This is a genomic window from Neobacillus sp. PS2-9 (assembly GCF_030915525.1).
GTDB lineage: Bacteria > Bacillota > Bacilli > Bacillales > Cytobacillaceae > Neobacillus.
This window is the reverse complement of the sequence record NZ_CP133269.1, coordinates 1720896-1747089: the sequence shown is the minus strand read 5'-3', so window position 1 is coordinate 1747089 and position 26194 is coordinate 1720896. Positions and strand designations below refer to the sequence as shown.

Below are 26194 nucleotides of genomic sequence, written 5' to 3'. Positions count from 1 at the left end.
AAATGTGTTTTTTCCAAGCGAACTGCAATAAAAAAGCTGCAAAAGGTCAGCAGCTATTTTTCTTTTCCTGATAAAAAAACATCAAACAAGGTTCCTACAGCGGAAGCAGCTGTCTTTGTCCCAGCCATTACTTCATTCTCTAATTGTGGGAGCTTTTGTTTTACAACTGGATGGTGAAAGAAGCTGTAATGAAGCTGGTCAGAAATTAATGAATAGATCCAGTCTCTTTGCTGTCCCTTTCTTCGTTCTGTAAAAACGCCTGTCCCTTTTCCAGTCTCTTCGAATTTTTGAATCAGGCCCCAAATCTCATTAATGCCTTCCCCGTTTACCGATGAACAGGTATAAGCTTTTGTTGTCCAACCTTTAGTAGCTGGCTGAAGAAAGTGCAGAATCCGGTTATATTCATGTTTGGTCTGTTCTGCTCTTCGTTTATTGTCTCCATCTGCTTTATGGACAATGACTGCATCCGCAAGCTCCATAATTCCCTTCTTCATTCCTTGAAGTTCATCTCCAGCACCTGTCAGGACGAGCAGCATAAAAAAATCTACCATATCTCTAATGATAACTTCACTTTGTCCCACACCAACGGTTTCAATTAAGATCACATCAAATCCGGCAGCCTCACACAGCAACATGGCTTCTCTCGTTTTTCGATGAACGCCGCCTAGCTTCCCTGCTGTGGGTGAAGGTCGGATAAAGGCTTTCGGGTTTTTGGATAGGTGTTCCATCCTCGTCTTATCTCCAAGGATGCTTCCACCACTTAACTTTGAACTTGGATCAATGGCTAAAACGGCAACACGATGTCCCAAATTACAAAGGTACATCCCGAAGGCCTCAATAAATGTGCTTTTTCCTGCCCCTGGGACACCTGTAATTCCGATCCTAATAGACTTACCGCTTTTGGGCAAGAGTTTTTGCAGAAGCTCCTGGGCTTTTTGAAAATGCTGGTCGGCATTACTTTCAACAAGTGTGATGGCTCTAGCTAATAGACTCCTGTCACCCTTTACTACACCCTCATAAAGTTCATCCGTTGAGAGATCTGAGATTTTGCGTTTCTGAAAGCGGATATTTTTTTGAATGGATGCTGGTTGACCTTCCTGCTCTTGACCTTTTCTTACAATACTTGAGCATTTATCAGGTTCGTTTGGATCGCTCCATTCCGGTTTTTTATCAGAAGTCATTATTGTGACACTTCCTCATAACCGAGTTGTGCATAAATCTCCTTTATAACCTTTTGAGCAGCCACTGGAATAATAGTTCCTGGACCAAAAATGGCTGAAGCACCGTGATCATATAGAAATTGGTAATCCTGAGCAGGAATGACTCCGCCAATTACCACCAAAATATCTTCTCTTCCTAATTTTTTTAACTCCTCCACTAATTGAGGAAGTAACGTTTTATGCCCTGCAGCAAGTGAACTCATTCCAACCACATGAACATCGTTTTCTACTGCCTGCATTGCCGTTTCTTCTGGTGTTTGGAATAACGGACTAATATCGACATCAAAACCAAGGTCAGCGAAGGCGGTCGCAATTACCTTGGCACCGCGATCATGTCCATCCTGACCCATTTTAGCAATGAGTATTCTGGGCCGTCTTCCTTCATTTTCAAGGAATTCATCTGTCATTTTTTGAACTTCTACAATCTCTTCCTCATTGCTAAAAGCAGTACTATACACTCCGCTAATTGAGCGAATCACTGCTTTATGTCGGCTAGCAACCTTTTCAATAGCATCAGAGATTTCTCCCAAGGTTGCTCTTACCCTTGCTGCTTTTACTGCCAGCTCTAATAGGTTTTGTTTACCAGTTTCCGCTGCGATTGTTAACGCATCTAGGGCTGCCTTCACTTTATGGTCATCGCGGCTTGCTTTTAATCCCTGTAATTTTTCAATTTGTTTTAGGCGGACTGCCGTATTATCAATATCTAAAATATCAATTGCTTCTTCCTTTTCAAGACGGTAACGATTGACGCCTATAATCGTTTCCTTACCTGAATCAATTTGAGCCTGTCTTCTAGCTGCCGCTTCTTCAATTCGCATTTTCGGCAAGCCCGTTTCAATCGCTTTGGCCATCCCGCCAAGTTGTTCAATCTCTTCAATATGTGTCCAAGCACGTTTAACTAATTCATCGGTAAGCTTTTCAACATAATAGGAGCCTGCCCATGGATCGATCACCTGTGTTATTCCTGTTTCTTCCTGTAAGAACAATTGGGTATTACGAGCGATACGTGCAGAAAAATCCGTTGGTAATGCAATGGCTTCGTCCAAGGCATTTGTATGCAGTGATTGAGTATGCCCCATTGCTGCCGCATGAGCTTCAACTAGAGTACGAGTAACATTATTAAACGGATCTTGCTCTGTTAAGCTCCAACCAGATGTTTGCGAATGTGTCCTTAATGCTAAAGATTTTTCATTTTTAGGATTGAATGATTTCATCATTTTTGCCCAAATTAATCTCGCTGCCCGCATTTTGGCCACTTCCATGAAATAATTCATCCCAACGGCCCAGAAAAAGGACAACCTTGGAGCAAATGAATCTATTTCAATACCTGATTTTAGGCCTGTTCGTACATATTCCAAACCATCTGCCAGTGTATAAGCTAACTCTAAATCTGCAGGCGCTCCTGCTTCTTGCATATGGTAACCTGAGATACTGATACTATTAAACTTTGGCATGTATTTTGATGTATATTCAAAAATATCAGCTATAATCTTCATTGACATTTCTGGCGGATATATATATGTATTTCGAACCATATATTCTTTTAAAATGTCATTTTGAATAGTTCCAGCGAGCTTCTCCTGACTTACACCTTGTTCTTCGGCTGTTACAATAAAAAAAGCGAGAATCGGCAAGACCGCCCCGTTCATGGTCATGGATACCGACATTTGGTCTAAAGGTATCCCATCAAAAAGTGTCTTCATATCAAGGATAGAATCAATAGCTACCCCTGCTTTTCCCACATCACCGACCACACGTGGATGGTCAGAATCGTAGCCACGGTGGGTGGCTAAATCAAATGCAACCGAAAGTCCCTTTTGACCCATTGCTAAGTTACGGCGGTAAAAAGCATTACTTTCCTCGGCGGTTGAAAATCCTGCATACTGTCTGACTGTCCATGGTCGATTGACATACATCGTTGGATAGGGACCCCTTGTGTAAGGGGGGAGCCCAGGCAGGTGGCCAATTTGTTCAAGATCTTTACGATCTTCTTTTGTATAAAGAGGCTTTAAACTAATTTGTTCATTTGTTTCAAAAAGTAAATCATCAATGGAAACATCCATTTCTGTCTGTGCGCTCTCCTGCCATTCTTCCTTGGTCATGAATGTTTGATTGCTAAATAAAGAAATGTTTTGAAAATCAGGCTTTTGTTTCTTCAACCGTGCTCACCTCCAACTCGTTAAAAATGGCATCGAGAGTTTCATAACAATTGCTTTTCATATGAATAAACTGCTTAATTCCTTCAGCCGTCCACTTGGACTGCTTGTCTTTTTCAGGGAGCCCAGCAAGGTAAAATACTCGATCGGGGAATTCCGTTCTTAGGCTAGTTAAAATCTCATGCCCGCCCCTTTCATACTGTTCATTTGTACCACAGATGCAAAAACATTTCGTAACAGGAAGAGTAGAAACAAATGATCTAGCATTCTCAAAAGAAACAATAGAATCACTTTCAACTGCTTTCACCCCACCCGCAGCTAGAAAACCTTTCATAAAATCCAGCCTTGCCTTATGCTCTTTTAACTCGCCAAGACAAATCATGCCTACAGATGGCTTATAGCCTGCTGTTTCTTCATAACTCCTTGCCTTATTTCGCAATTCTTCAAATGACTCTGACAGTCTTCGTTGAGGAATAGCAGTAATATTTATTAATGAATTTCCCTTTTTTAATACATATGATTCTTTATTTTGAGATTTAAGATTAGGAACGTTTTCATCAAGATTGGCATAAACATTCGTGCCAATCATACTTTGCTTCCTTGTCTGACAATCCTTATTTCTTTTATCATACACTGTCGCTATTTCTTTCTGCAGCCAGTTTGATTTTAATCCCTCAATGATGCCGTCATGGGCTTCAATTTGTTGAAAGAATTCCCAAGATTTCTCGGCAAGTTCATTGGTTAAGTGTTCGACATACCAAGAACCACCAGCAGGATCAATCACTTGTTTTAACTGAGCTTCTTCTTTAAGTAGGAGTTGTGTGTTCCTTGCCATTCTTTCCGAAGCGGAAGTGGAACCCGAAAGATTATTGAAAGGATCCACATGTAAATATTGTACGCCCCCAATAACTGCTGCAAAAGCCTCATTACCTGCCCGTAGGAGGTTGACATGGGGGTCCTGTATAGTTTTTGTGAATCTAGAAGTTTCCGCAGAGATATGCATCCCTTGATTATTCACTTTAGTTCCATAAACTTCAGCCACACGATTCCATAGAATTCTTGCTGCCCGGAGTTTGGCCATTTCCATAAAAAAGTGGCCGCCAATAGAGAATTGAAAAATCATTTTGGAAAAAATATCTTCCAGTTCCATTCCAGCTTCCTGAAGCTTTTCAAGATAATAGATTCCTTCAGCCAATGCAATACCAAGCTCTTGAACAGCATTTGCTCCACCATTATGATATGGCGATGTATTAATTAATATGGTTCTAAGATTAGGTAATTTCACACTTGATTGGACAATGGTCGCCATCCATTCATTGAAAAACTCTTCTGAAATACTGCCTTCTTCAGCAAAAAGAGCAACTGGATCAGAACCAATATAACCACAAATCGTGTCGCTGGTTCCTTTTTTCTCTCCAATTGTTTCTAGAGATGCAAGTAATTTAGGGTGGAGACCCTTGGCGTTAATGGAGAAGGGGTGTTGATGACTGTATTCTCCAAGAATAGTTTCAAGCGTTTCATTCTCTTCAAATAAAGACTTTGATACTTCAAAAGAAATGGCAGTTTGCCCTTTATCAAAGTTTTGCTTGAGCTTTTCTTTCAATTCATCCAATGTTTGATAGGTTAAACGCTGTGCTACTCTCCATTCATTAGTCAAATATCCGAGTGGATGAATCCCTCTTCTATAATCTGTGCCACCTGGATAATCTGGAACTGCCTGTTCATCTTCCTGAGAATAAAGCGGTTTCAAAATAATTCCTTCATATGTAGCCGTTTGTAAGGACTCAACGGTTCTTCCTTTTAACGATTTTTCTGCTTTTTCTTTCCATTCATCTTTCGACATAAATGGAAAAGACTGATTCTTTATTTTTTCCAAACTCCTCATCCCCCTTCCATAAACATAATTGAAATAAAATTCAATTAATTCTACTAAATACTATTTTATGGTACAAACAGAATTCAGGCAACTAAACAAATAACCGTCGCCATCAATTTGGCAACGGTTATTGTTATTAATAAATGGAAGTTGTAGATTTTGATGTATTTTCAAGAATTTCCTTCACACGTTGTAAGAAACGTCCGCAAACAAGGCCGTCAAGTACTCTGTGGTCAAGAGACATACATAGATTAACCATGTCACGCACAGCAATCATTCCATTATTCATCACTACAGGTCGCTTAACAATGGATTCCACTTGAAGAATGGCAGCTTGCGGATAATTGATAATTCCCATGGATTGAACAGATCCAAATGATCCTGTGTTATTCACTGTGAATGTTCCACCCTGCATATCTTCAGATCGTAATTTTCCGGTTCTTACCTTAACTGCAAGCTCCGAAATTTCACGGGCAATTCCTTTAATCGTTTTTTCATCTGCATTTTTAATGACAGGTACGAATAAGGCATCATCTGTTGCAACGGCAATCGAAATATTAATGTCTTTCTTCTGAATGATTTTTTCTCCCGCCCACATAGAATTTATTTGTGGGAACTCTTTTAATGCTTGGGCTACAGCTTTTACAAAGAAAGCAAAGAATGTTAGATTAAAGCCTTCTTTTTTCTTAAACTCATCTTTAAGAGAATTACGATAGTCAACCAAATTGGTTGCATCCACTTCCATCATAGTCCAAGCATGTGGCGCTTCATGCTTGCTGCGAAGCATATTGGCAGCAATTGCTTTTCGAATGCCAGTAACCGGGATTTCTATGTCACCAGCTTCCACTGGAATATGAACCGGTTGTGCAGATGGTGTCTTTGGTGTGGATGTAGATACAGGTTGTGAAACCTCTTGCTTTTGAGGTTCAGGCTGAACAACTGCTTCTACTTTTACAGCTTCCATCCTTTGGCCAGCAACAGGGATATTTCCAGATTCAATCAATTTCAGTAAATCTTTTCTTGTGATTCTTCCACCTGCACCGGTGCCTGACACTTGCGTTAGGTCAATTCCATGTTCTTGAGATATTTTTAAAACTGCTGGAGAATAACGCGCTTTGTTTCCTTGGTCATCTGGAGCTGTAGTTTCCGCACTGCCGGATGATGCTGGAGCTACGGCTTCTGTTTTAGCCTGAGGACTTTCGCCACCCTCAACTTCAATTGTACAAATGATTTCTCCAACCGCTAGGGTATCTTCTTCGTTAGCAATTAGTTCTTTAATCACACCTGTAAAGGAGGATGGGACTTCTGCATTTACTTTATCTGTCATAACCTCTGCAAGGGGATCGTATTTATTTACTTTATCACCAACAGATACTAACCACTTACTGATCGTACCCTCGGTTACACTCTCCCCTAGCTGAGGCATTTTAATTTGTTCAATTACCACTATTCCGTACCTCCTTAATACTCGGCTAGTTCTCTCATTGCTTTTTCGACTTTATCAGGGTTTACCATAAAGAATTTTTCCATTGTTGGAGCATATGGCATGGCTGGTACCTCAGGTCCAGCTAGACGCATTATTGGAGCATCTAATTCAAACAAGCAATTTTCGGCAATAATAGCTGATACTTCACTCATAATACTGCCTTCTTTTGTATCCTCGGTAACAAGCAAGACTTTACCTGTTTTTGAAGCTGCTTCAATAATAGCTTCTTTATCAAGAGGGTATACTGTTCTCAAATCAAGAATATGTGCAGAGATTCCATCCTTCGCTAATTTTTCAGCCGCTTGGAGGGCAAAATGTACACATAGACCGTAGGTAATAACGGTAATGTCATCTCCGTCACGCTTCACATCAGCTTTTCCGATTGGCAATGTGTAATCATTTGTAGGGACCTCTCCCTTAATTAAACGATAAGCCCTTTTGTGCTCGAAAAATAAAACCGGGTCATTATCACGAATGGCTGCCTTTAACAAGCCTTTCGCATCATATGGTGTAGACGGCATTACAATTTTCAATCCCGGTTGATTAGCAAATACAGCCTCAACTGATTGAGAATGGTACAACGCACCGTGAACGCCGCCGCCATAAGGAGCACGTATAACAATTGGACAGCTCCAATCATTATTCGAACGATAACGGACTTTCGCTGCTTCTGAAATAATTTGATTGACAGCAGGCATGATGAAATCAGCAAATTGCATTTCGGCAATTGGGCGCATTCCGTACATTGCTGCACCAATTCCAACCCCTGCAATGGCAGATTCAGCAAGAGGTGCATCGATGACGCGTTCCTCGCCAAATTGTTCATACAGGCCTTGTGTAGCTTTAAACACGCCGCCTTTTACCCCTACATCTTCGCCTAATACAAAAACCTTAGGATCCCGTTCCATTTCTTCCCGAATGGCCATAGTTATTGAATCAATATATGAAATAATCGCCATGTTATATCCCCCTTACTCCTGTGCATAAACATACTTCAACGCTTCTTCTGGTGCAGCATAAGGCGCATTTTCAGCATAATCTGTAGCTTCATTCACCAGCTTCATCACGCGGTCGTTTATTTCTTTTTCCAACTCATCATTCAAGATACCTGTTTCCTTTAAATACGCACCAAATGTAATAATCGGATCTTGCGTTTTTGCTTTTGCTACTTCATCAGGTGCCCGGTAAGAACGGTCATCATCATCAGATGAGTGTGGAGTAAGACGGTAAGAAACTGTTTCAACAAGCGTTGGCCCTTCTCCACGACGGCCACGATCGGCAGCCTCTTTCACTGCTTTATAAACTTCTAATGGATCATTTCCGTCAACAGTGATTCCTGGCATACCATAGCCGATTGCACGGTCAGATACCTTTTCACATGCTAATTGTTTCTCAATTGGCACAGAAATGGCATATTTATTATTTTCACACATGAAAATGACTGGAAGTTTATGCACGCCCGCAAAGTTAGCCCCTTCATGGAAGTCACCTTGGTTGGATGATCCTTCACCAAATGTTACAAACGTAACAAGATCTTTTCTTTCCATTTTCCCTGCAAGTGCAATTCCTACTGCATGTGGAACCTGAGTAGTAACTGGAGAAGATCCTGTTACAATTCGGTTCTTCTTTTGCCCAAAGTGACCTGGCATTTGTCGTCCGCCTGAATTTGGATCTTCCGCTTTCGCAAATCCTGAAAGCATTAGTTCTCTTGGTGTCATACCAAACGTTAACACTACACCCATATCACGATAATACGGAAGAACATAATCCTTTTCTCGATCGAGTGCAAATGCAGCTCCTACTTGTGCTGCTTCCTGTCCTTGACATGAGATGACAAATGGTATTTTACCAGCACGATTCAATAACCACATCCGTTCATCAATACGACGGGCTAGAAGCATTGTTTCATACATTTCTAAAACTTTTCCATCGCTTAATCCTAAAGCTTCATGACGATTTTCAGTCATTTATTTCTTACCTCCCATTTGTTCGCTAAATAACCTTAACTTACTTATGAATGTATTGCCTTCCCGTCAACCGCTAGTGCGGCTTCACCAATTGCCTCTGAAAGACTTGGATGTGGATGAATGGTATGAGCAATTTCCCACGGTGTCGCATCTAATACCATAGCGAGTCCTGCCTCCGAAATCATATCTGTCACATGTGGACCAATCATATGCACCCCTAGAATATCATTGGTCTCTTCATCAGCAACAATTTTTACAAATCCATCTGATTCTCCAAAAACAAGGGCCTTCCCAATCGCCTTAAAGGAAAACTTTCCAATTTTCACTTTATGCCCATTTTCCTTTGCTTGTTCCTCTGTTATTCCTACACTAGAAACTTCTGGATTACTGTAAATACATTTTGAAACTAGATTATAGTCAAATGGTGACGGATCCTTGCCAGCGATATGCTCAACAGCAACTATACCCTCGTGAGAAGCAACGTGTGCTAACTGTAAACCACCAATTACATCACCAATGGCATAAATATGTGATTCCTTCGTTTGGAAAAATTCATTTGTAACAACAAAGCCTTTTTCAACTTGAATTTCGGTATTCTCAAGTCCGATTCCTTCCGTATTCGCTTGACGTCCCACAGATACAAGAAGTTTTTCAGCCTTAAATTCCTTCTGTTCACCTTTCACTTCAGCGCTTATGCGCACACCATTATCCTTTACGAGTGTTTCTGGAAGTACTTTCGCACTAGTTACCAGTTTAACTCCTTTTTTCTTCATTAAACGTTGCATCTCTTTGGAGATTTCTTTATCTTCAGTCGGAATAATTCGATCAGCATACTCAATAACCGTCACTTCTACTCCGAAATCAGAAAGCATAGATGCCCATTCAATTCCGATGACACCACCGCCGACAATAACAATTGAACTTGGAAGTGCTTCAAGCTGTAGCGCTTCATCTGAAGACATTACATATTCTCCATCAATTTCAAGTCCTGGAAGTGTTCTAGGTCTTGAACCAGTTGCTACAATCACGTTTTTAGGAAGTAACATTTCATTGTCGTCACCATTGTTCATCTCAACCGAAATCGTTCCAGGCATTGGTGAAAAAATAGATGGACCTAAGATGCGGCCTATTCCATGAAAAACATCAACCTTGCCTTGTTTCATAAGATGTTGAACACCTTTATGAAGCTGGTCAATAATTTTATTTTTTCTTTCCTGTACTCTTCCAAAATCAACAGACACATCGCCAGTAACTACTCCAAAGTTTTCGCTATGTTTGGCTGTAGCAAAGACTTCTGCGCTACGAAGTAGTGCCTTACTTGGGATACACCCTTGATGCAGACAAGTCCCACCAAGCTTTCCTTTTTCTACTATAGCTGTTTTTAGTCCGAGCTGTGAGGCGCGAATGGCAGCAACATAACCGCCAGTTCCCCCGCCAAGAATGACTAAATCGTATTCTTGTGCCAATTGTATTTCCTCCCCATTTTCCCTAGATTTTTGCTGTTGAAAAATTTTCTGGGTACGTTTTCACTTCTTCTTCTCCGCGAAGGACTCGAAGGGCTCCTTCTGCAAGCGCTTGGAGTTCATTCTCACCTGGTTGGACAATGACGTCCGCAATCCAATTAATCCGATCGGTGATAGATTTCACAAAGCCTTTTCCATATGCAAGACCGCCCGTTAAAATAATTGCATCTACTTTTCCTGATAGTACTGCACTTGCGGCACCAATCTCTTTTGCCACTTGATAGGCCATAGCATCATAAACCAGCTTCGCCTCTTGGTCTCCAGCTTCAATTCGCTGTTCTACTTTTATGGCATCGTTTGTTCCAAGGTAACCTACTAAGCCACCCTGCCCAACAAGTTTTTTCATTATCTCTTCACGATAATGTTCTCCTGAGAAACAAAGGGCAACTAAATCACCTGCAGGCACTGTTCCGGCACGTTCAGGACTAAATGGCCCATCCCCGTGTAGACCGTTGTTCACATCAACTACTCTCCCCTGTTTATGTATACCAACGGTGATACCGCCTCCCATATGGGTAACTATTAAGTTCAAATCTGTGTACTTTTTCCCAAGATCCTTTGCTACTCTTCGAGCGACTGCTTTTTGATTTAACGCATGAAAAATACTCTTTCTTTCAATCAATGAGAAGCCGGAAATTCTAGCAATCTGATCGAGTTCATCTACAACGACAGGATCTACAATAAAGGATGGAATATTTAATCCTGATGCAATTTCATAGGCAATAATTCCACCCAAGTTTGATGCATGCTGACCTGAAAAACCAGCCCGCAGGTCTTCAAGCATTCGATCATTAACAGCATAGGTGCCCCCTTCAATAGGGCGAAGCAATCCACCACGACCGCAAACGGCGGATAATTTAGAGATATTTATTCCTTCTTTATCCAGTGTTTCCAAAATCGTATTTTTTCTAAATTCATATTGATCAATAATATTAGTATAGGAAATAATTTCTTCTGCATCATGACGAATGGTTTTTTCAAAAATTGAAACTTCGTTATCGAAGACTCCGATCTTAGTGGATGTTGAGCCTGGGTTGATGATGAGAATTCGATATTCTTTATCTAGCACGTTGTTACCTCCATTTTAGACATCTATCTAAAGGCAAAGACGCTGAATATCGTATTCAGCGTTCTGCCCCTAATCTTATTCCACGAATGTGTTTATCTTGAGATTCTGCGACTTAAAATGTGATGTCCGTTCTGAAGGAACTGGCTTCTTGAATTACGCATTCTTTCAATTCTCTCTTCAACCATACGATCGGCAGCCAGATAAGTTGGAATACCATCGCGTTTGGAAATTTCGATTACCTTTTCAATACTTGTATAAAGCTGCTCAACTTTCTTTAATGCCCGTTCACGGTTATATCCATAAAGTTCATCTGCAACGTTAATGACTCCACCCGCATTGATTACATAGTCAGGTGCATAAATAATGCCCAATTCATGAATAAGATCACCATGACGAGTTTCTTTTAATTGATTATTTGCAGCTCCAGCAATTACTTTCGCTTTTAATTGTGGAATTGTATCGTCATTGATTGTTGCACCTAATGCACATGGTGCATAGATATCACATTCAACACTATAAATTTCATTAGGATCAACTGCACGAGCTCCAAATTCTTCAACCGCACGTTGAACTGCTTCTTTGTTAATATCAGTTACAATTAACTTTGCCCCTTCTTCGTGCAAGTGGCGGCATAGGTTATAAGCGACATTCCCAACACCCTGTACGGCAATTACTTTTCCTTCAAGAGAATCTGAATCGAAAGCTGCTTTTGCTGCTGCCTTCATTCCTCTATATACACCATAAGCAGTTACAGGTGATGGGTTACCTGAAGAACCAAATGCTGGAGAGATACCTGTAACATAATCTGTCTCTTCATGAATTAAATCCATATCAGCAACAGTTGTACCAACATCTTCAGCAGTAATATATCTTCCATTTAGCCCTTGAATGTAACGTCCAAAAGCTCGGAACATTTCTTCGTTCTTATCTTTTCGAGGATCACCAATGATAACTGTTTTTCCTCCACCAAGATTTAATCCTGCTGCAGCATTTTTATAAGTCATCCCTTTTGCTAATCGAAGTGCATCTTCAATTGCTGCATCCTCTGACTCATATGTCCACATGCGTGTCCCACCCAAAGCAGGTCCAAGTGTAGTATCATGAATGGCAATAATTGCTTTTAACCCAGATTGTTTATCTTGGCAAAACACCACTTGCTCATAATCATAAGTCTCTAAATACTTGAAAATTTCCATGTTCGTATTCCTCCTCGAATTTTAAGAATCTCTATTTTGCAACACAACATAACGCTAATGCGAGTGAATAAAGCTTACTTTCTGCTGAGTCTGCTCGTGATGTTAAAACAATTGGCGCCTTAGCCCCAGCAATAACAGCCCCCACCTTCGCTTTAGCAAAATAAATTAATGATTTATATAATACATTACCAACCTCAATTGTCGGAACCAACAGAATATCAGCGTGGCCGGCAACTTCACTCTGGATTCCTTTATGTTCTGCCGCTGAAACCGAAACTGCATTATCTAAGGCAAGAGGGCCATCAACGATGCAGCCAGGAATTTGACCACGCTTATTCATCATGGTTAGTGAGGCTGCGTCAACTGTTGCCTGCATCGCTGGATTTACCACTTCTACAGCAGCTAATGGAGCAACCTTTGGTGTTTCAATTCCTATACATTTTGCTAAAGAAACAGCGTTATTAATAATTTGTGCTTTTTGTTGGAGATCAGGTGCAATATTCATAGCAGCATCGGTAACAATGGTAAACCGCTCATATCCTGGAATCTCAAAAAAAGCAACATGTGATAGCACATTTCCCGTTCTCAAACCAAATTCCTTATTTAAGACAGCTTTTAAAATGAAATTAGTAGGGAGATTCCCTTTCATCAAAACATCGGCTTCTTTTTGAAAGACAGCCTTAACAGCTAATGCAGCTGAATCCATTGTTGAATTTGTATGAACGATTTTTAACGAGTTATTTCCCCGATCATCATACTTTTTCATTTCTAGTAAAGATTTTATTTTATTTTGGTCGCCGAACAGGATAAAACGAGCGAGGTTTCGATTGACTGCATCTAAAATTGCTTCAATAACCTCTACATCCTCTGCGGCAGCAACTGCAACCGTATTAGTGCCTTCCCGGGTTGCTTTTTCAATTAATGAGTCTAGCAACAAGTTGTTATCAACCCTTTCTCCTTTTCCTGCAACTCCATTTTAATAATATGCAAGTTTCGTGCCAACTTTTAAATATGAAAACGCTTCATTTTACTTAAAATCACTCTGCAATAATTTTCATACTATGAAAATTATTGCATGCTATTTTTTTCAATATTGTATTTATCAAGCTTGTAATATAAATTCCTTACTGATAAACCTAACGTTTTTGCCGTTACGGTTTTATTGCCATTTAATCGGGTAAGTGTTTGTTGGATAATCTTCGCCTCATAATCCTCTAATAGATCCGATAAGGATTGTCCTAATGTGAAAGATTCTTTAGAATTTGTTTGGGAGTGGACCGTACCTTTTTTATTTTGTAATTCAGGTAAATGATGTACATCAATTAATGTCTCATTGTATTTCATAAAAATAATAGCTCTGCCAAGTATATTTTCTAATTCCCGAACATTCCCTGGCCAATCATATCCCATTAACTGAAATAACGCTGCAGGAGTAACTCCTTCAACATTCCTACCATAATCACGATTAATTTTTAAAATTAACCTCGCACAGAGAACAGGAATTTCTTTCTTTCGTTTTCTTAACGGCGGAATATGAATAGGCATTCGATTCAAACGATAGTATAAGTCTTCCCTAAAGGAACCACTGGCAATACCTTTTTCTAAATTAACATTGGTGGCCGCAATGACTCTGACATTAATAGAAATAGGCTTCGTTCCACCTACACGAGTAATTTCATTTTCCTGCAGTACCCTTAACAGCTTTGCTTGTGTATTGGCAGAAAGCTCACCAATTTCATCAAGAAAAATACTTCCATTATTCGCTTCTTCAAAAAAGCCTTTTTTTCCACCTCTTACCGCCCCAGAAAAAGCACCTTCTTCATAACCAAATAACTCGCTCTCCAATAACGTTTCAGAAATGGCAGCACAGTTCACACGAATAAACTTGTTGTATTTTCGATCACTCGCATTATGTATAGCATGGGCGAATAATTCTTTCCCTGTCCCTGACTCTCCTCTAAGGAGGACTGTTGCAGGTGTTTTCGCTCCAAGCTTCGCTTGCTCAATCGCCAGCATCATTTCTTCTGAATGACCGATAATATCCTCGAAGGTATATTTTGCCTCCAATTTACGAATCAACTGTCTAGCACGATTTAATTCCCGATTCAGAGATTTAATTTCAGACATGTCATGGATAACCCCAACGCTGCCCTTTAATTTTCCCTTAACAATAATTGGTGCAACGTTTACAATCACTTCTCGTTTATTTGGGCCAACTCTCATTGGGGTACCACGGACCGCTCTTCTGGTTTGAAGTACCTTCATATGCATACTTTCTCCTTCAGAAATATCTGCAGTCGCAGGTTTACCAATTACTTGCTCTTGTGTTAGTCCGGTAATACGAGTGTAAGCAGGATTGATCAGGATACCTCGTCCATTTTCATCAACAACGGAAATGGCATCGTCACTAGAGTGAATAATAGCTTGAAGCATTGTTTGAATTTCCTTTAAATCAGTGATTTCTTCCGCTAGATTAACCACCTCAGTTATATCTTTAAAAACAGCGAAAGCCCCTATTAATGTTCCATTTTCTTCAATAATTGGAATACGTGTCGTAATAATTTTTCTTTCATTACTTAACACCATTTCCTGGTTTGCCTCTATTCTCCTACTCTCAAGAATCAAAGGGAGGCGAGTTGTAGGGATTACATCCACTACGTTCTTGCCAATTGCCTGATCTTTCTTCACCCCCATTATTTCTTCAGCACGCTTGTTAAACAAAATGACTTTTCCATGATTATCAATTACAAGCATCCCATCGTTCGTTGCATTGAAAATCAATTCCTGTTGATAAGATTCATTTTGGTGTTTTTGCACCAATTCTTCTTTTTCTTCCATAAGCTGTGAAACTAGGAAAGCCACGCTCCCCGGAATCAATACTGTCTTCTTATTCTTTGTATCTCTTAACTCTTGAAAGACCGCGTCATTTCCCGTCACTTCGATAATTATATCTATATTCTCTGTTATAAAAGGCTTCCAGCTTGTCCCTGTTTGAATGCCCTCTTTTTTGGCTAATAAAATGCCCGGTGCATCCTCGTTACGGTCAATTACTACTGCAACCCTTAGCACCTCAGATTCTTTCAGAATTTTTAAGATTGCAGTACCGCCTTTTCCAGCGCCAACAATCATCACGTTTTGCATGATTAATACCCCTTTGAAAAAAGAAATTTTTTTCATTTAATTCTAACAAACCCATGCAATTTTCTTCATGTTTTATTTTATTACCAAACACATGCCTTGACAAATTTTATCTATGTACTAATATTTTGTTGAGGTAGAACATTAATTAAAATTAAACTTTGGAAGGATTTATGTATGAAACGGATTATCGCCCTTGCTATTTTAGTCATTCCAGGAATTTTTGCCGCTTTAGGGATTAAATTAATGCGTGATATGACATTTGGTATTCTCCAAGCCCCCTTTCCATTTTTACTCCTACAATTTATCGTGGGCTTACTTTTCTTTATCGGAGGTCTAGGATTTGTAGCTGGCTTTATCTTCCATAGAGATCGTAAAAGAAATAAAGTACAACCGAAATTTAAAAAATAAAAAAGAGGCCATTATGGTCTCTTTTCATATTGTTTCCTTATTCGAAGCGCCTTCACAGGATCATCAGTAATAATAGCCGTGCAATTAATATTAAAGAAACGGTGCATATCTACGTCCTTATTGACCGTATACGGTCTCACAGCAATCCCGTTATCCATAGTATTCATGATGATATTATCCGACATCGATGAGTGTTTAGGGTGAATCCCTCTTGCTCTAATCGATTGTGAATAAATCCATGGCATATAAATCCCTTCAATAAATAGAGGTGCTGTTTCAATTTCTGGGGCTATCCTGTAACTATAGACTATACTATAGTGATTAAAGGAGGAAATAATAATTCGATCAGCTAATCCATACCTTCGAACAAGCTGAACGACTTTTTCTTCCATTCCTTCATACGGAATCAACCCATTCTTTAGTTCAATGTTACATACAAGCTTGTTTGTCCGCATCCACTCCAGTACTTCAATTAGGGATGGAATCGGTTCTTTTTTAAGACCCTTATGATTAGCATTTAGATTTCTAATTTCTTTATATAAAAAATCTTTAACAAATCCAGTACCACTTGTGGTTCTATCCACTTTTTCATCGTGAATAACGACAATCTCGCCGTCTTTTGTTAATTGAACATCGAGTTCTATACCATCTGCTCCAGCCTTTTCTGCTTCATAAAAGGCGCCCATTGTATTCTCAGCAAAAGAAGCCGAATAACCACGATGCGCAAAAATTTGTGTCATATTTTCACTTCCCAACTTCAAAAAATGGAGGAACTTTATAATGAAACCGTTACAATTATCCCCAGAAACAGCCATTAAACTTTCTAAGCAGCTAAACGTTCCACTAGAACAGCTTATGCATATGCCACAGCATATTCTAATCCAAAAACTAATGGAATTGGAAAAGAAACAAGAAAATAAGTAGATACTTCCTTTATAGCATATTAATAAATAAATGCCTTCATTCATAGGATGAAGGCTTAAACTGGTATCGTTATAAGAAAAATAGTACCTCTCCCTTTCTCACTTTCCACCTCAATTTTCCCCTTCAGCTTATTAACGGTACTATATACCATTAACATTCCAAGACCAGTTCCTTCTTCCTTCGTAGAATAGTACGGTTTCCCTAACCGTAAAATTTCTTCCTTTGTCATTCCAATCCCAGTATCTGAAATTTCAAAAACTATATTTTGCTTTTGTTCAAAAATATCAATGATTAGCGTGCCACCTTTATCCTTCATAGCTTCAATTCCGTTTTTTAATAAATTTATTAAACATTGCTGTATTTGGTTTTTATCATATCTCTTTTTTAGTGTGTTATTAAAACAGAATTGGACTTCCACTTGATGCATGGTCGCATAAGGAATGATTAGATCCTTTATATAATCTGCCTCTTCTCTAAAGTCAGAGTAAACCATATTTTCTGATTGTGGCTTAGCAAGAGAGAGATAGTTACTAACAATCCTTTCGGCTCGATTTAATTCTTGCAATGATAATTCAACATATCTTCGTTCCTCATGATTGATTGTTTTGGATTCACTTAGAAGTTGGAGAAAACCACTTGTTACCGTAAGCGGGTTTCTTATTTCATGAGAAACACTAGCAGATAATTCACTGACAACATTTAATCGTTCTGATTGTAAAAATCTTTCTCGATTTTTTGAATTTGTAATTATTTGCTCTATTAAGACCATAATGATGATCATCATTCCTGTGTAGGTTGTCAGGGTATAAAATGTAAGAGTCCAAAATTCCCTATTTAAAGAATTAAAATAAAAACTTAAGCTTATGAGATACACCCCTACATTCAGGAATGAAACCAATGCTGCAGAAGAAATTCTCCTTTTAGAACTTAATTGAATAAACCGTTTACTAAAAGCAGGTAAAAGAATAAATACACCCGTAGAATATATAAATGATTGAAGGATTCCATCTCCACCTAAATAATAACGATATATATTTAATACTACATATAAAGGAAATACCTTTTTGTAACCTCCAAAAAGGGAGACAATAATAATTGGAATGTACCGCAAATCAACATTAAATCCAACTTTCAATTTAATTGGGATGGTCATACAAAGAACCATAGTTACTGTTGACAGAAAAATAAGGATTATTTTGTTGAAAGAATTGGGCCTATTTTCAAAGAAGATTAAAAAAATGACAACTGGTAAAAGTATAAATAGGAAATTCAACAGTAATGTTTCAAACAAGAGGTTTTACATCCTTTCAGCACCAAAAACGTATGTAATATGAAGGCTAGTTCATGCATTCTTTATATTATCAGATTTCCAAAAAATTAGGGAGTGCTTTCTAATCATAAATAAAAGACCAATGAACATTCATTGGTCTTTCTTATGGTTGGGCTTAGGTAAGGTTATTCCTCACCCCTTCAAGAAGCCTTATGCTCCAAACGAAGTTTATCTGCAACCATGGCAATAAATTCACTATTGGTCGGCTTTGCCTTTGACATACTGACTGTATAGCCAAACAATGAAGAAATGGAGTCGATATTGCCGCGACTCCAAGCCACTTCAATGGCATGACGAATGGCACGTTCAACACGACTTGCTGTTGTGTTATATTTTTTTGCGATGTCTGGGTACAATACTTTTGTAATGGATCCTAATAACTCGATATCGTTATATACCATGGAAATTGCTTCCCGCAAATATAAATATCCCTTAATATGCGCCGGAACACCAATTTCATGAATAATACTAGTAATACTTGCATCTAAATTTTTTGGCTTTTGCTCAGAGTGAGAACGATAACTGGTTGTTGGCATTTTACGGGTAAATGCACTTGCATTACCACTTACCTGACGAATATGGCTGCCTAAGTTCTCCATATCAAATGGTTTCAAAATAAAATAAGACGCTCCCAGTTCAACAGCTTTTTTTGTTACATCTTCCTGTCCAAAGGCAGTCAGCATGATTACATTTGGAAGTGATCCTTTTTTTAGTTCACGCAGGCGTTCAAGGACAGCCAAACCATCAAGATGCGGCATAATAATATCCAAAACAAGAACATCTGGATCAACAGAAGCTAACATCTCCAAGCATTCTTGTCCATTATGAGCAATCCCTTCAACTTCCATATCATCTTGGGACGAAATGTAGTCCTCTAATAATCCAACTAATTCCCTATTATCATCAACGACACAAACTTTGATTTTCTTCAATTCCAGTTCCTCCCTCAATCTGTTCAATTCTCTATTTCATTTTTCTTAATGTCTGTAGTCTCTAAATTCTATTCTAAATTACAAATTCGACAATGCAACAAAAATTCCTCTCATTTTTTTAATATTTCTTAAAATAGTGATAAAATCTTATCTTTTCTCTGTTTTTCTCGCCTATTCGACTAAATTCGCATATTTTCCAACAATTAACAGATTTTTGTCGAAAAATTTTTAAACAAGGCACTGTTAAACTTGTCTGTTGATTTCCGCTCCAGGCACGAGCGGTTCGTGGGTGTTTCGGCGAGCCTCCTCGGCGCTTGCGCCTGCGGGGTCTCCCCTGAACCACACTCCCACAGGAGTCTTCGTGCCTTCCACTCCAATCAACAGGGTGTAAATATCAACACAGTTCTTTAACACAGCCTGAACAAAAGAAGAAGCAAAATAGGAGGATTACCTATTTCGCTCAAGAAGGGTGACACTATATATAATCGCGGAAGAGAACGATTATTTTCTAATTTAACTTGCTTTATTCTTTGGTGTTTCGTATATGTTAATTCCAGCTTCATTTAGCATCCACTCAATATGAACACCATATCCAGAGGTAGGATCATTCACAAAGACATGTGTTACGGCACCAACAAGCTTTCCATCTTGAATAATCGGACTTCCACTCATTCCTTGCACGATTCCTCCGGTCTTTTCAAGAAGCTTAGGGTCCGTTACTTTTATCACCATGCCCTTAGTTGCTGGAAACTTTTGCGGAATTGTACTAACTATCTCTATGTTAAATTCTTCTACTCGGTCATCGTTGACCACTGTTAAGATTTTTGCAGGTCCTTCTTTCACCTGATGGGATAATGCTATTGGCAGCGGTTTATCCATGATTCCATTTTTTAAATCTTTATTTAGCTCTCCAAAAATACCAAAGGGACTGTTTTTTTGGATATTTCCAACAATTTCACGATCAGAAGAGAAACGTGCAAGTTTTTCTCCTGGATCCCCATTACTTCCCTTCTCAATAGAGGTAACGGTAGAACGGACAATTTGTCCATCTTCAACGACAATTGGCTTTTTTGTATCCATGTCTGAGATGACATGTCCTAGGGCACCATATTTTTTAGATTGTGGATGAACAAAGGTCATGGTCCCAATTCCTGCTGCTGAATCCCTGATATATAAACCAAGCTTATAAGTGTTTTCTCCTTTATCTTTTAAAGGAGTAAGTTTTGTCGTAAATTTCCCACTTTCTCTACTAATAACCATATCAAGAGCTTTTCCATCCTGTCCAGCTGTTTGAACAAAAGGTGCAACATCTGTCATTTTTTCAATTTTGTTCCCATTTATTTCTGTAATAATGTCTCCAACTTTGATTCCTGCAATATCACCAGGTGATTTTTTTCCATTTGCTGTATTGATTAAATGGTGTCCGACCACTAAGACACCTACTGTATTTAGTTTTACACCAATTGATTGACCACCGGGAATGACACGAAAATCCTTTAAAACATGTACATCGACCTTTTTTATAGGGATACCAGCAAATTCTAGAAGCATTTCGTTTTTCCCTTTTTCTGTTGCCTTTACCGATACTGCATGTTTTTCCTGAGCAAGTGTGATATTTGAGTTGCGAGATTGTATAGCGGCTGATACCGGGGCAGCCTTTTTAAACGTGTAATCTTGACCTTCAAAAACTGTAATGGTTTTTGGTATTGCAATGTACTGCTGTATAGGCTGAAAAAAGATAAGGCTAATTAATGAAACAAGGAGAATTCCACCAATAATCTTTCTAATTATGTCTAACTTCAAATTTTTCACTCTCCTCGCTTCTTTTCACAACTTTGAAGAAATGGCTACATCTTTAATTTTGCCTCCTTGACAAGCATTTATAACTCGGTTTAACATAAAAAAGCTACCCTTATTGGATAGCTTTTCAAGTTTTTTTATTTTCACCTGCTAAAAATATTAATTCTTCAGCGTGTTTCTTCGTAAGATCGGTAATTTCCGCTCCAGAAATCATTCTGCCAATTTCTTTAATCTTCTCTTCAACATTCAATGATGTTACATAAGTTTTTGTTCTTCCTCCAGTAATAACCTTTGAAATAAACAAATGAGTATCTGCCATGGCAGCTACTTGAGGTAAATGAGAAATACATAAAACTTGTGAACCAGATGCTACCTTGTAAATCTTTTCTGCGATGGATTGAGCTACTCTTCCGCTGACACCGGTATCTACCTCATCAAAAATAATAGAGGTAACACCTTGGTGTTGAGAAAAAATACTCTTGAGGGCCAACATAATCCTTGATAATTCTCCCCCTGAAGCAACCCGTGACAAAGGCTTCAGTGGCTCACCAGGGTTAGTCGAAATATAAAATTCCACATGGTCCACTCCTGTTTTAGAGAAATGCTCAAAATCCGTTTCAAACCGCATTTCAAATATAGTCTTGGCCATGTATAATTCCTTCAATTCCTTATGAATAAGCTTCGTAAGTTTATCTGCCCACTTATGACGGATTTCAGATAACTGCTTAGCCTCAAGAATCAGATCTTTTTTGATGGAAGATAATTCTTTTTCTAATTCAGAAATATGAGTTTCTTTGTTCTGTAAGGTTTCAATTTCTTCTTCAATCTTTGCTGCATATTCAACAATATCATTAATCGTTTTACCATATTTACGTTTTAACTGGTTAATTTCATTTAGTCGATCCTCAATTTCATTTAACCTTTGCGGATCGTATTCTAACCCATCCAGTTCATTTCGTAAAGTTCTCGCAGCATCTTCTAGCTGGTAATAGCTATTCGAAACAGCTTCAAATATATCTTTATACGTTGTGTCTAGCGCCGCAGCATCTTCTAGGTATCCCATGACCATACTTAGCCAGTCTAGTCCTCGCTGCTCCCCATGCAAGGCCGTATAACTCGATTGGATGGCCTCAAACGTCCTTTCAAAATTCCCTAACTTTCTTCTTTCTTCTGAAAGCTCTTCATCTTCATGAAGTTTTAGATTGGCTTTTTGAATTTCGTCTAATTGAAATTGAATCAAATCTAGTCGGTGTGCAGTTTGTTGATCATTCTCACTTAATGACTTTAGCTTTTGAAGTGTTTGCTCGTACCTTCGAAAGACATCTAGATATTCTGCATGTGAACCTGCAATTTCCTCGGAACCAAACTGATCGAGCAATGATAAATGTATCGTTTCATCCATTAACTCTTGATGTTCATGTTGCCCATGAATATCTACAAGAGTGGAACCTATTTCACGAAGGGTTGATATGGTAACAAGCTTTCCATTGATTCGACAAACACTTTTTCCGGTTCGTGATATGTCTCGTCTTAGAACCACCATACCTTCTTCAATTTCTATACCAAATTCTAATGATTTCGAAATAATTGGATGATTTGGATCATCTAGTTGAAAAAGCCCCTCTATTTCAGCCTTCTCCTCACCATGACGCACAAATTCAGCGGATCCTCTGCCGCCCACCAATAAATGGATGGCATCAATGATTATAGATTTTCCTGCGCCTGTTTCTCCGGTTAATACAGTTAATCCCTTTTCAAAGGAAATGGAAAGGGATTCGATTATCGCAAAGTTTTTTATTGATAGTTCTGCTAACAACGAACTCTCCCCCAATTAAAGCATGTCAAGGAACCGATTTGTAATGACTTCTGTATCTTCTGGTGTTCGACAAATAATTAACATTGTATCGTCACCACAGATCGTTCCTAATATTTCTTCCCAATCCAGATTGTCAATGAGGGCACCAATTGCCATAGCATTACCTGGCAAACATTTCATAACCAGTAAATGCCCCGCAGGATCGATTCTTACAAAAGCATCAATTAAAGATCTTTTTAACTTTTGCAATGGATTAAAACGCTGATCCGCTGGAAGGCTGTATTTATAACGCCCATCAATCAATGGAACCTTTACTAAATGAAGTTCTTTAATATCACGTGAAACGGTGGCTTGTGTCACATTGTAACCAGCATTTTTCAGCTCATCGACCAAATCATCCTGAGTCTCAATATCGTTGCTGGCAATAATTTCTCTAATTTTAATATGACGTTGACCTTTATTCATTCTTTCACCCCATAGTCTTTAAAAACATCAGAGTATTCTGTACTAAAATGTCGTATATATTTCATATGTTAGCCCATTTTCCTAAAGTTGTACATGAAAATCCTTTATAAAAATACATTCATATACATAAAAGGATAAGCAATTGCCTATCCTTCTGGTGTCTGTTTCGTTTTAAATTCTAGATGAGCCTGTTTTACGATATCCATTGGTCCGATAGGGAGATTACTTTCACCGAGTTCCCGCTCACCTTCCCATTTTAAGTGTAGTAAAAATTCAATATTCCCATCGCCACCTGTAATTGGTGAATAGGAAAGATTAGTTACTATATATCCTTCTTTAACGGAAAAATGAATGATTTTTTCAATGACTTGTAAATGAACCTTCTCGTCACGAACAATTCCTTTTTTACCGACCTGATCACGGCCTGCTTCAAATTGAGGCTTAATAAGCGCAATAATATCACTACCTGGGATCAGTAGTGTTTTTAATACTGGTAAAATTAGAGTTAAGGAAATAAAAGACACGTCAATAGAAGCAAAATTCGGCATTTCCCCAGCGAGATCTGAGGGAGTTACATAACGAAAGTTTGTCCGTTCCATAACCACAACACGTTCATCCTGTCTAAGCTTCCAAGCAAGCTGATTGTAGCCTACGTCAAGCGCATATGACATTTTTGCCCCATTTTGTAAAGCGCAATCTGTAAAACCGCCTGTAGAAGCACCGATATCAAGCAGAACCTTTCCTGTTACACTTACATCGAATACTTTTAGTGCCTTTTCAAGTTTCAACCCGCCTCGACTGACGTATGGCATCGTATTTCCTTTGATATTTAGAGGAATGTCCACCTTCACTTTTTCACCAGGTTTATCCAACCGCTCTTCATTTGTGTATACAAGCCCTGCCATAATCGCTCTTTTTGCTTTTTCTCGTGTCTCAATTAAACCTCGCTCCACGAGTAATACATCTAATCGTTCTTTATTTTTCATTATTTATGCCCTTTGCTGTTTTTTCCTTGCCATTGTAGACACTTTTTTGACCACTTCTTCAGTAGTTAATCCTATTTCTTCCAATAGTAACCCTACATCCCCATGTTCAATAAATTGGTCTGGAATACCGATTCGGTCTATTAATGCCTGAGCAAAGCCTTGGTCATGCGCAAATTCAAGAACGGAACTTCCAAATCCACCTTGTAATACCGCTTCTTCCACGGTAAGGAGAGGGATATTTTTTTCTAACAAACCTAGTAGCATCTTTTCATCAAGAGGTTTTATGAACCGAGCATTAATGACTTTTACAAAGATTCCTCGCTTTTCAAGAATCTTAGCCGCTTCCATCGCCATTGGAATCGTTGTTCCGAAGGTTAAAATAGCCGCATCATCACCTTCTTTTAAGACCTCCCAAGTGCCAATAGGGATCTTCTTGAATTCCTCATCCATTGGTACCCCTACACCATTTCCACGTGGAAATCTCATCGCAATAGGTCCATCATCATAATTTAACGCTGTATAAACCATATGTTGACCTTCGTTTTCGTCCTTCGGCATCATTAAAACGATATTAGGTACATGCCTTAGAAAAGCAATATCAAATACGCCCTGGTGTGTTTCACCATCTGCGCCTACTAAACCTGCCCGGTCTATTCCAATAAATACGTTTAAGTTTTGGCGGCAAATATCATGTACAACCTGGTCGTATGCTCGCTGTAAGAAAGTGGAATAAATAGCTAGAAAAGGCTTCATATTTTGCGTAGCCAATCCTGCAGCAACCGTAGCAGCATGTTGCTCAGCAATCCCTACATCAAACATTCGATCAGGAAACTCACTAGCAAAACCTTCAAGCTTTGATCCAACAGGCATTGCGGGGGTAATGGCCACAATTCTATCGTCCACTCGAGCGAGTTTTCGAACGGTCTCACTAACCAAACTGCTCCATGCTGGTGGCTGTGCTTTCGCCGGCTTTACAAAATCACCTGTATCCATTTTATATGGGCCTGTACCATGCCAAGTACCCGTCTTATCGCTTTCTGCAGGCTTATATCCCTTCCCCTTCTTCGTAATCACATGAAGGAGTACAGGGCCTTCTGTTTTTTTCGCATAGGCAAGGTTTTCAAATAAGTCATCAAAGTTATGACCATCAATTGGTCCTAAATAAGTAAAACCAAGTTCTTCAAAAAACATACCAGAAACAAATAAATATTTAAGACTATCTTTTACGCGTTCAGCAGTGGCTGCAAGAACACCACCAACAGCGGGAACTTTTTTCAATATCACTTCTAGTTCGTCTTTCACCCATTGATATTTCCCTGCTGTTCTCAATTGACCAAGGATATTATGCAATGCCCCAACATTAGGCGCAATGGACATTTCGTTATCATTCAATATAACGATCATATCCTTTTTTTCATGGCCAATGTGGTTTAAAGCTTCTAATGCCATTCCACCAGTTAAGGCACCATCACCAATCACAGGAATAACAAAGGAGTTTTCCTTTTTTATATCCCTGGCAATCGCCATTCCCATAGCTGCAGATAGTGAGGTTGAACTATGTCCTGTCTCCCAAACGTCATGTTCACTTTCAATCCGTTTTGGAAACCCACATAGGCCTTTATATTGACGTAAAGTATCAAATTCACATGCTCTGCCGGTTAAGATTTTATGAACATAGGACTGATGTCCTACATCCCAAATAATCTTATCCCTTGGACTGTCAAAACATTTATGTAAAGCAATTGTTAGTTCAACTACACCTAAATTTGGTCCAATATGGCCTCCAGTCACAGACAGCTTTTCGACCAAGAATTGACGAATATCCTGACTTAAAGCCTCCAACTCTTTATTTGTCAATCCTTTTAAAAAGGATGGGTCTTTTATTGATAACAGATCCAT

General features: G+C 38.9%; 21 protein-coding genes. 2 read left to right on the top strand and 19 right to left on the bottom strand.

Annotation, left to right across the window (positions count from 1 at the left end; genetic code table 11):
- Nucleotides 1-53 precede the first annotated feature (53 nt).
- From meaB to RCG25_RS08590, 11 genes are all read right to left on the bottom strand, one after another.
- A complete protein-coding gene (meaB, locus tag RCG25_RS08640; RefSeq protein WP_308083264.1) occupies nt 54-1181 on the bottom strand; it encodes a methylmalonyl Co-A mutase-associated GTPase MeaB in 1128 nt (375 codons plus the stop codon).
- Nucleotides 1181-3379 carry a methylmalonyl-CoA mutase gene (scpA, locus tag RCG25_RS08635; RefSeq protein ID WP_308083263.1) on the bottom strand — a complete coding sequence of 733 codons (2199 nt, stop codon included), beginning with the start codon at nt 3377-3379 and terminating at the stop codon, nt 1181-1183. The genes meaB and scpA overlap by 1 nt, the downstream gene beginning before the upstream one ends.
- A complete protein-coding gene (locus RCG25_RS08630) occupies nt 3360-5261 on the bottom strand; it encodes a methylmalonyl-CoA mutase subunit beta (RefSeq protein WP_308083262.1) in 1902 nt (633 codons plus the stop codon). The genes scpA and RCG25_RS08630 overlap by 20 nt, the downstream gene beginning before the upstream one ends.
- A 127-nt stretch (nt 5262-5388) precedes the next feature.
- Complete coding sequence (locus RCG25_RS08625) at nt 5389-6699, bottom strand: dihydrolipoamide acetyltransferase family protein (RefSeq protein WP_308083260.1); 1311 nt, start codon at nt 6697-6699, stop codon at nt 5389-5391.
- 14 nt (nt 6700-6713) lie between these two features.
- Nucleotides 6714-7697 (bottom strand): alpha-ketoacid dehydrogenase subunit beta, encoded by a 984-nt coding sequence (locus tag RCG25_RS08620; protein ID WP_308083258.1) that lies wholly within the window; start codon nt 7695-7697, stop codon nt 6714-6716.
- Between the two features lie 12 nt (nt 7698-7709).
- Nucleotides 7710-8705 (bottom strand): thiamine pyrophosphate-dependent dehydrogenase E1 component subunit alpha, encoded by a 996-nt coding sequence (locus RCG25_RS08615; protein WP_308083257.1) that lies wholly within the window; start codon nt 8703-8705, stop codon nt 7710-7712.
- Nucleotides 8706-8749: 44 nt separating this feature from the next.
- The gene (gene lpdA, locus RCG25_RS08610; protein WP_308083256.1) at nt 8750-10171 is read right to left on the bottom strand and encodes a dihydrolipoyl dehydrogenase; all 1422 of its coding nucleotides are present in this window, start codon (nt 10169-10171) and stop codon (nt 8750-8752) included.
- A gap of 22 nt (nt 10172-10193) precedes the next feature.
- Nucleotides 10194-11297 carry a butyrate kinase gene (gene buk, locus RCG25_RS08605; protein ID WP_308083255.1) on the bottom strand — a complete coding sequence of 368 codons (1104 nt, stop codon included), beginning with the start codon at nt 11295-11297 and terminating at the stop codon, nt 10194-10196.
- Between the two features lie 92 nt (nt 11298-11389).
- Nucleotides 11390-12493, bottom strand: a complete 1104-nt coding sequence (gene bcd, locus RCG25_RS08600; protein WP_308083254.1) for a branched-chain amino acid dehydrogenase — start codon at nt 12491-12493, stop codon at nt 11390-11392.
- 31 nt (nt 12494-12524) lie between these two features.
- Nucleotides 12525-13430: a phosphate butyryltransferase gene (gene yqiS / locus RCG25_RS08595; RefSeq protein ID WP_308083253.1), complete on the bottom strand. Its 906-nt coding sequence runs from the start codon at nt 13428-13430 to the stop codon at nt 12525-12527.
- A 131-nt stretch (nt 13431-13561) separates the two neighbouring features.
- Nucleotides 13562-15634 carry a sigma 54-interacting transcriptional regulator gene (locus tag RCG25_RS08590; protein WP_308083252.1) on the bottom strand — a complete coding sequence of 691 codons (2073 nt, stop codon included), beginning with the start codon at nt 15632-15634 and terminating at the stop codon, nt 13562-13564.
- A 174-nt stretch (nt 15635-15808) separates the two neighbouring features.
- On the opposite strand from RCG25_RS08590, the gene RCG25_RS08585 reads away from it, so the two are divergent.
- A complete protein-coding gene (locus tag RCG25_RS08585) occupies nt 15809-16042 on the top strand; it encodes a DUF2627 domain-containing protein (RefSeq protein WP_308083251.1) in 234 nt (77 codons plus the stop codon).
- Between the two features lie 11 nt (nt 16043-16053).
- Here RCG25_RS08585 and RCG25_RS08580 read toward each other — a convergent pair whose 3' ends face one another.
- Nucleotides 16054-16782, bottom strand: coding sequence for a glycerophosphodiester phosphodiesterase (locus RCG25_RS08580; RefSeq protein ID WP_308083250.1), 729 nt, complete (start codon nt 16780-16782; stop codon nt 16054-16056).
- Nucleotides 16783-16822: 40 nt separating this feature from the next.
- Between RCG25_RS08580 and RCG25_RS08575 the strand changes: the two genes are divergently transcribed.
- Nucleotides 16823-16966, top strand: a complete 144-nt coding sequence (locus RCG25_RS08575; protein ID WP_308083249.1) for a YycC family protein — start codon at nt 16823-16825, stop codon at nt 16964-16966.
- A gap of 55 nt (nt 16967-17021) precedes the next feature.
- On the opposite strand, the gene RCG25_RS08570 is transcribed toward RCG25_RS08575, so the two are convergent.
- The 7 genes from RCG25_RS08570 to dxs form a co-directional block, all read right to left on the bottom strand.
- Nucleotides 17022-18257: an ATP-binding protein gene (locus tag RCG25_RS08570; RefSeq protein ID WP_308083248.1), complete on the bottom strand. Its 1236-nt coding sequence runs from the start codon at nt 18255-18257 to the stop codon at nt 17022-17024.
- A gap of 179 nt (nt 18258-18436) precedes the next feature.
- A complete protein-coding gene (gene spo0A, locus RCG25_RS08565; protein WP_308083247.1) occupies nt 18437-19228 on the bottom strand; it encodes a sporulation transcription factor Spo0A in 792 nt (263 codons plus the stop codon).
- A gap of 513 nt (nt 19229-19741) precedes the next feature.
- The gene (spoIVB, locus tag RCG25_RS08560; protein WP_308083246.1) at nt 19742-21031 is read right to left on the bottom strand and encodes a SpoIVB peptidase; all 1290 of its coding nucleotides are present in this window, start codon (nt 21029-21031) and stop codon (nt 19742-19744) included.
- Between the two features lie 124 nt (nt 21032-21155).
- A complete protein-coding gene (gene recN / locus RCG25_RS08555; RefSeq protein ID WP_308083245.1) occupies nt 21156-22844 on the bottom strand; it encodes a DNA repair protein RecN in 1689 nt (562 codons plus the stop codon).
- 15 nt (nt 22845-22859) lie between these two features.
- Nucleotides 22860-23309 carry a transcriptional regulator AhrC/ArgR gene (ahrC, locus tag RCG25_RS08550; RefSeq protein WP_308083244.1) on the bottom strand — a complete coding sequence of 150 codons (450 nt, stop codon included), beginning with the start codon at nt 23307-23309 and terminating at the stop codon, nt 22860-22862.
- Between the two features lie 146 nt (nt 23310-23455).
- Nucleotides 23456-24295, bottom strand: a complete 840-nt coding sequence (locus RCG25_RS08545; RefSeq protein ID WP_308083243.1) for a TlyA family RNA methyltransferase — start codon at nt 24293-24295, stop codon at nt 23456-23458.
- A gap of 3 nt (nt 24296-24298) precedes the next feature.
- Nucleotides 24299-26194, bottom strand: a complete 1896-nt coding sequence (gene dxs / locus RCG25_RS08540) for a 1-deoxy-D-xylulose-5-phosphate synthase (RefSeq protein ID WP_308083242.1) — start codon at nt 26192-26194, stop codon at nt 24299-24301.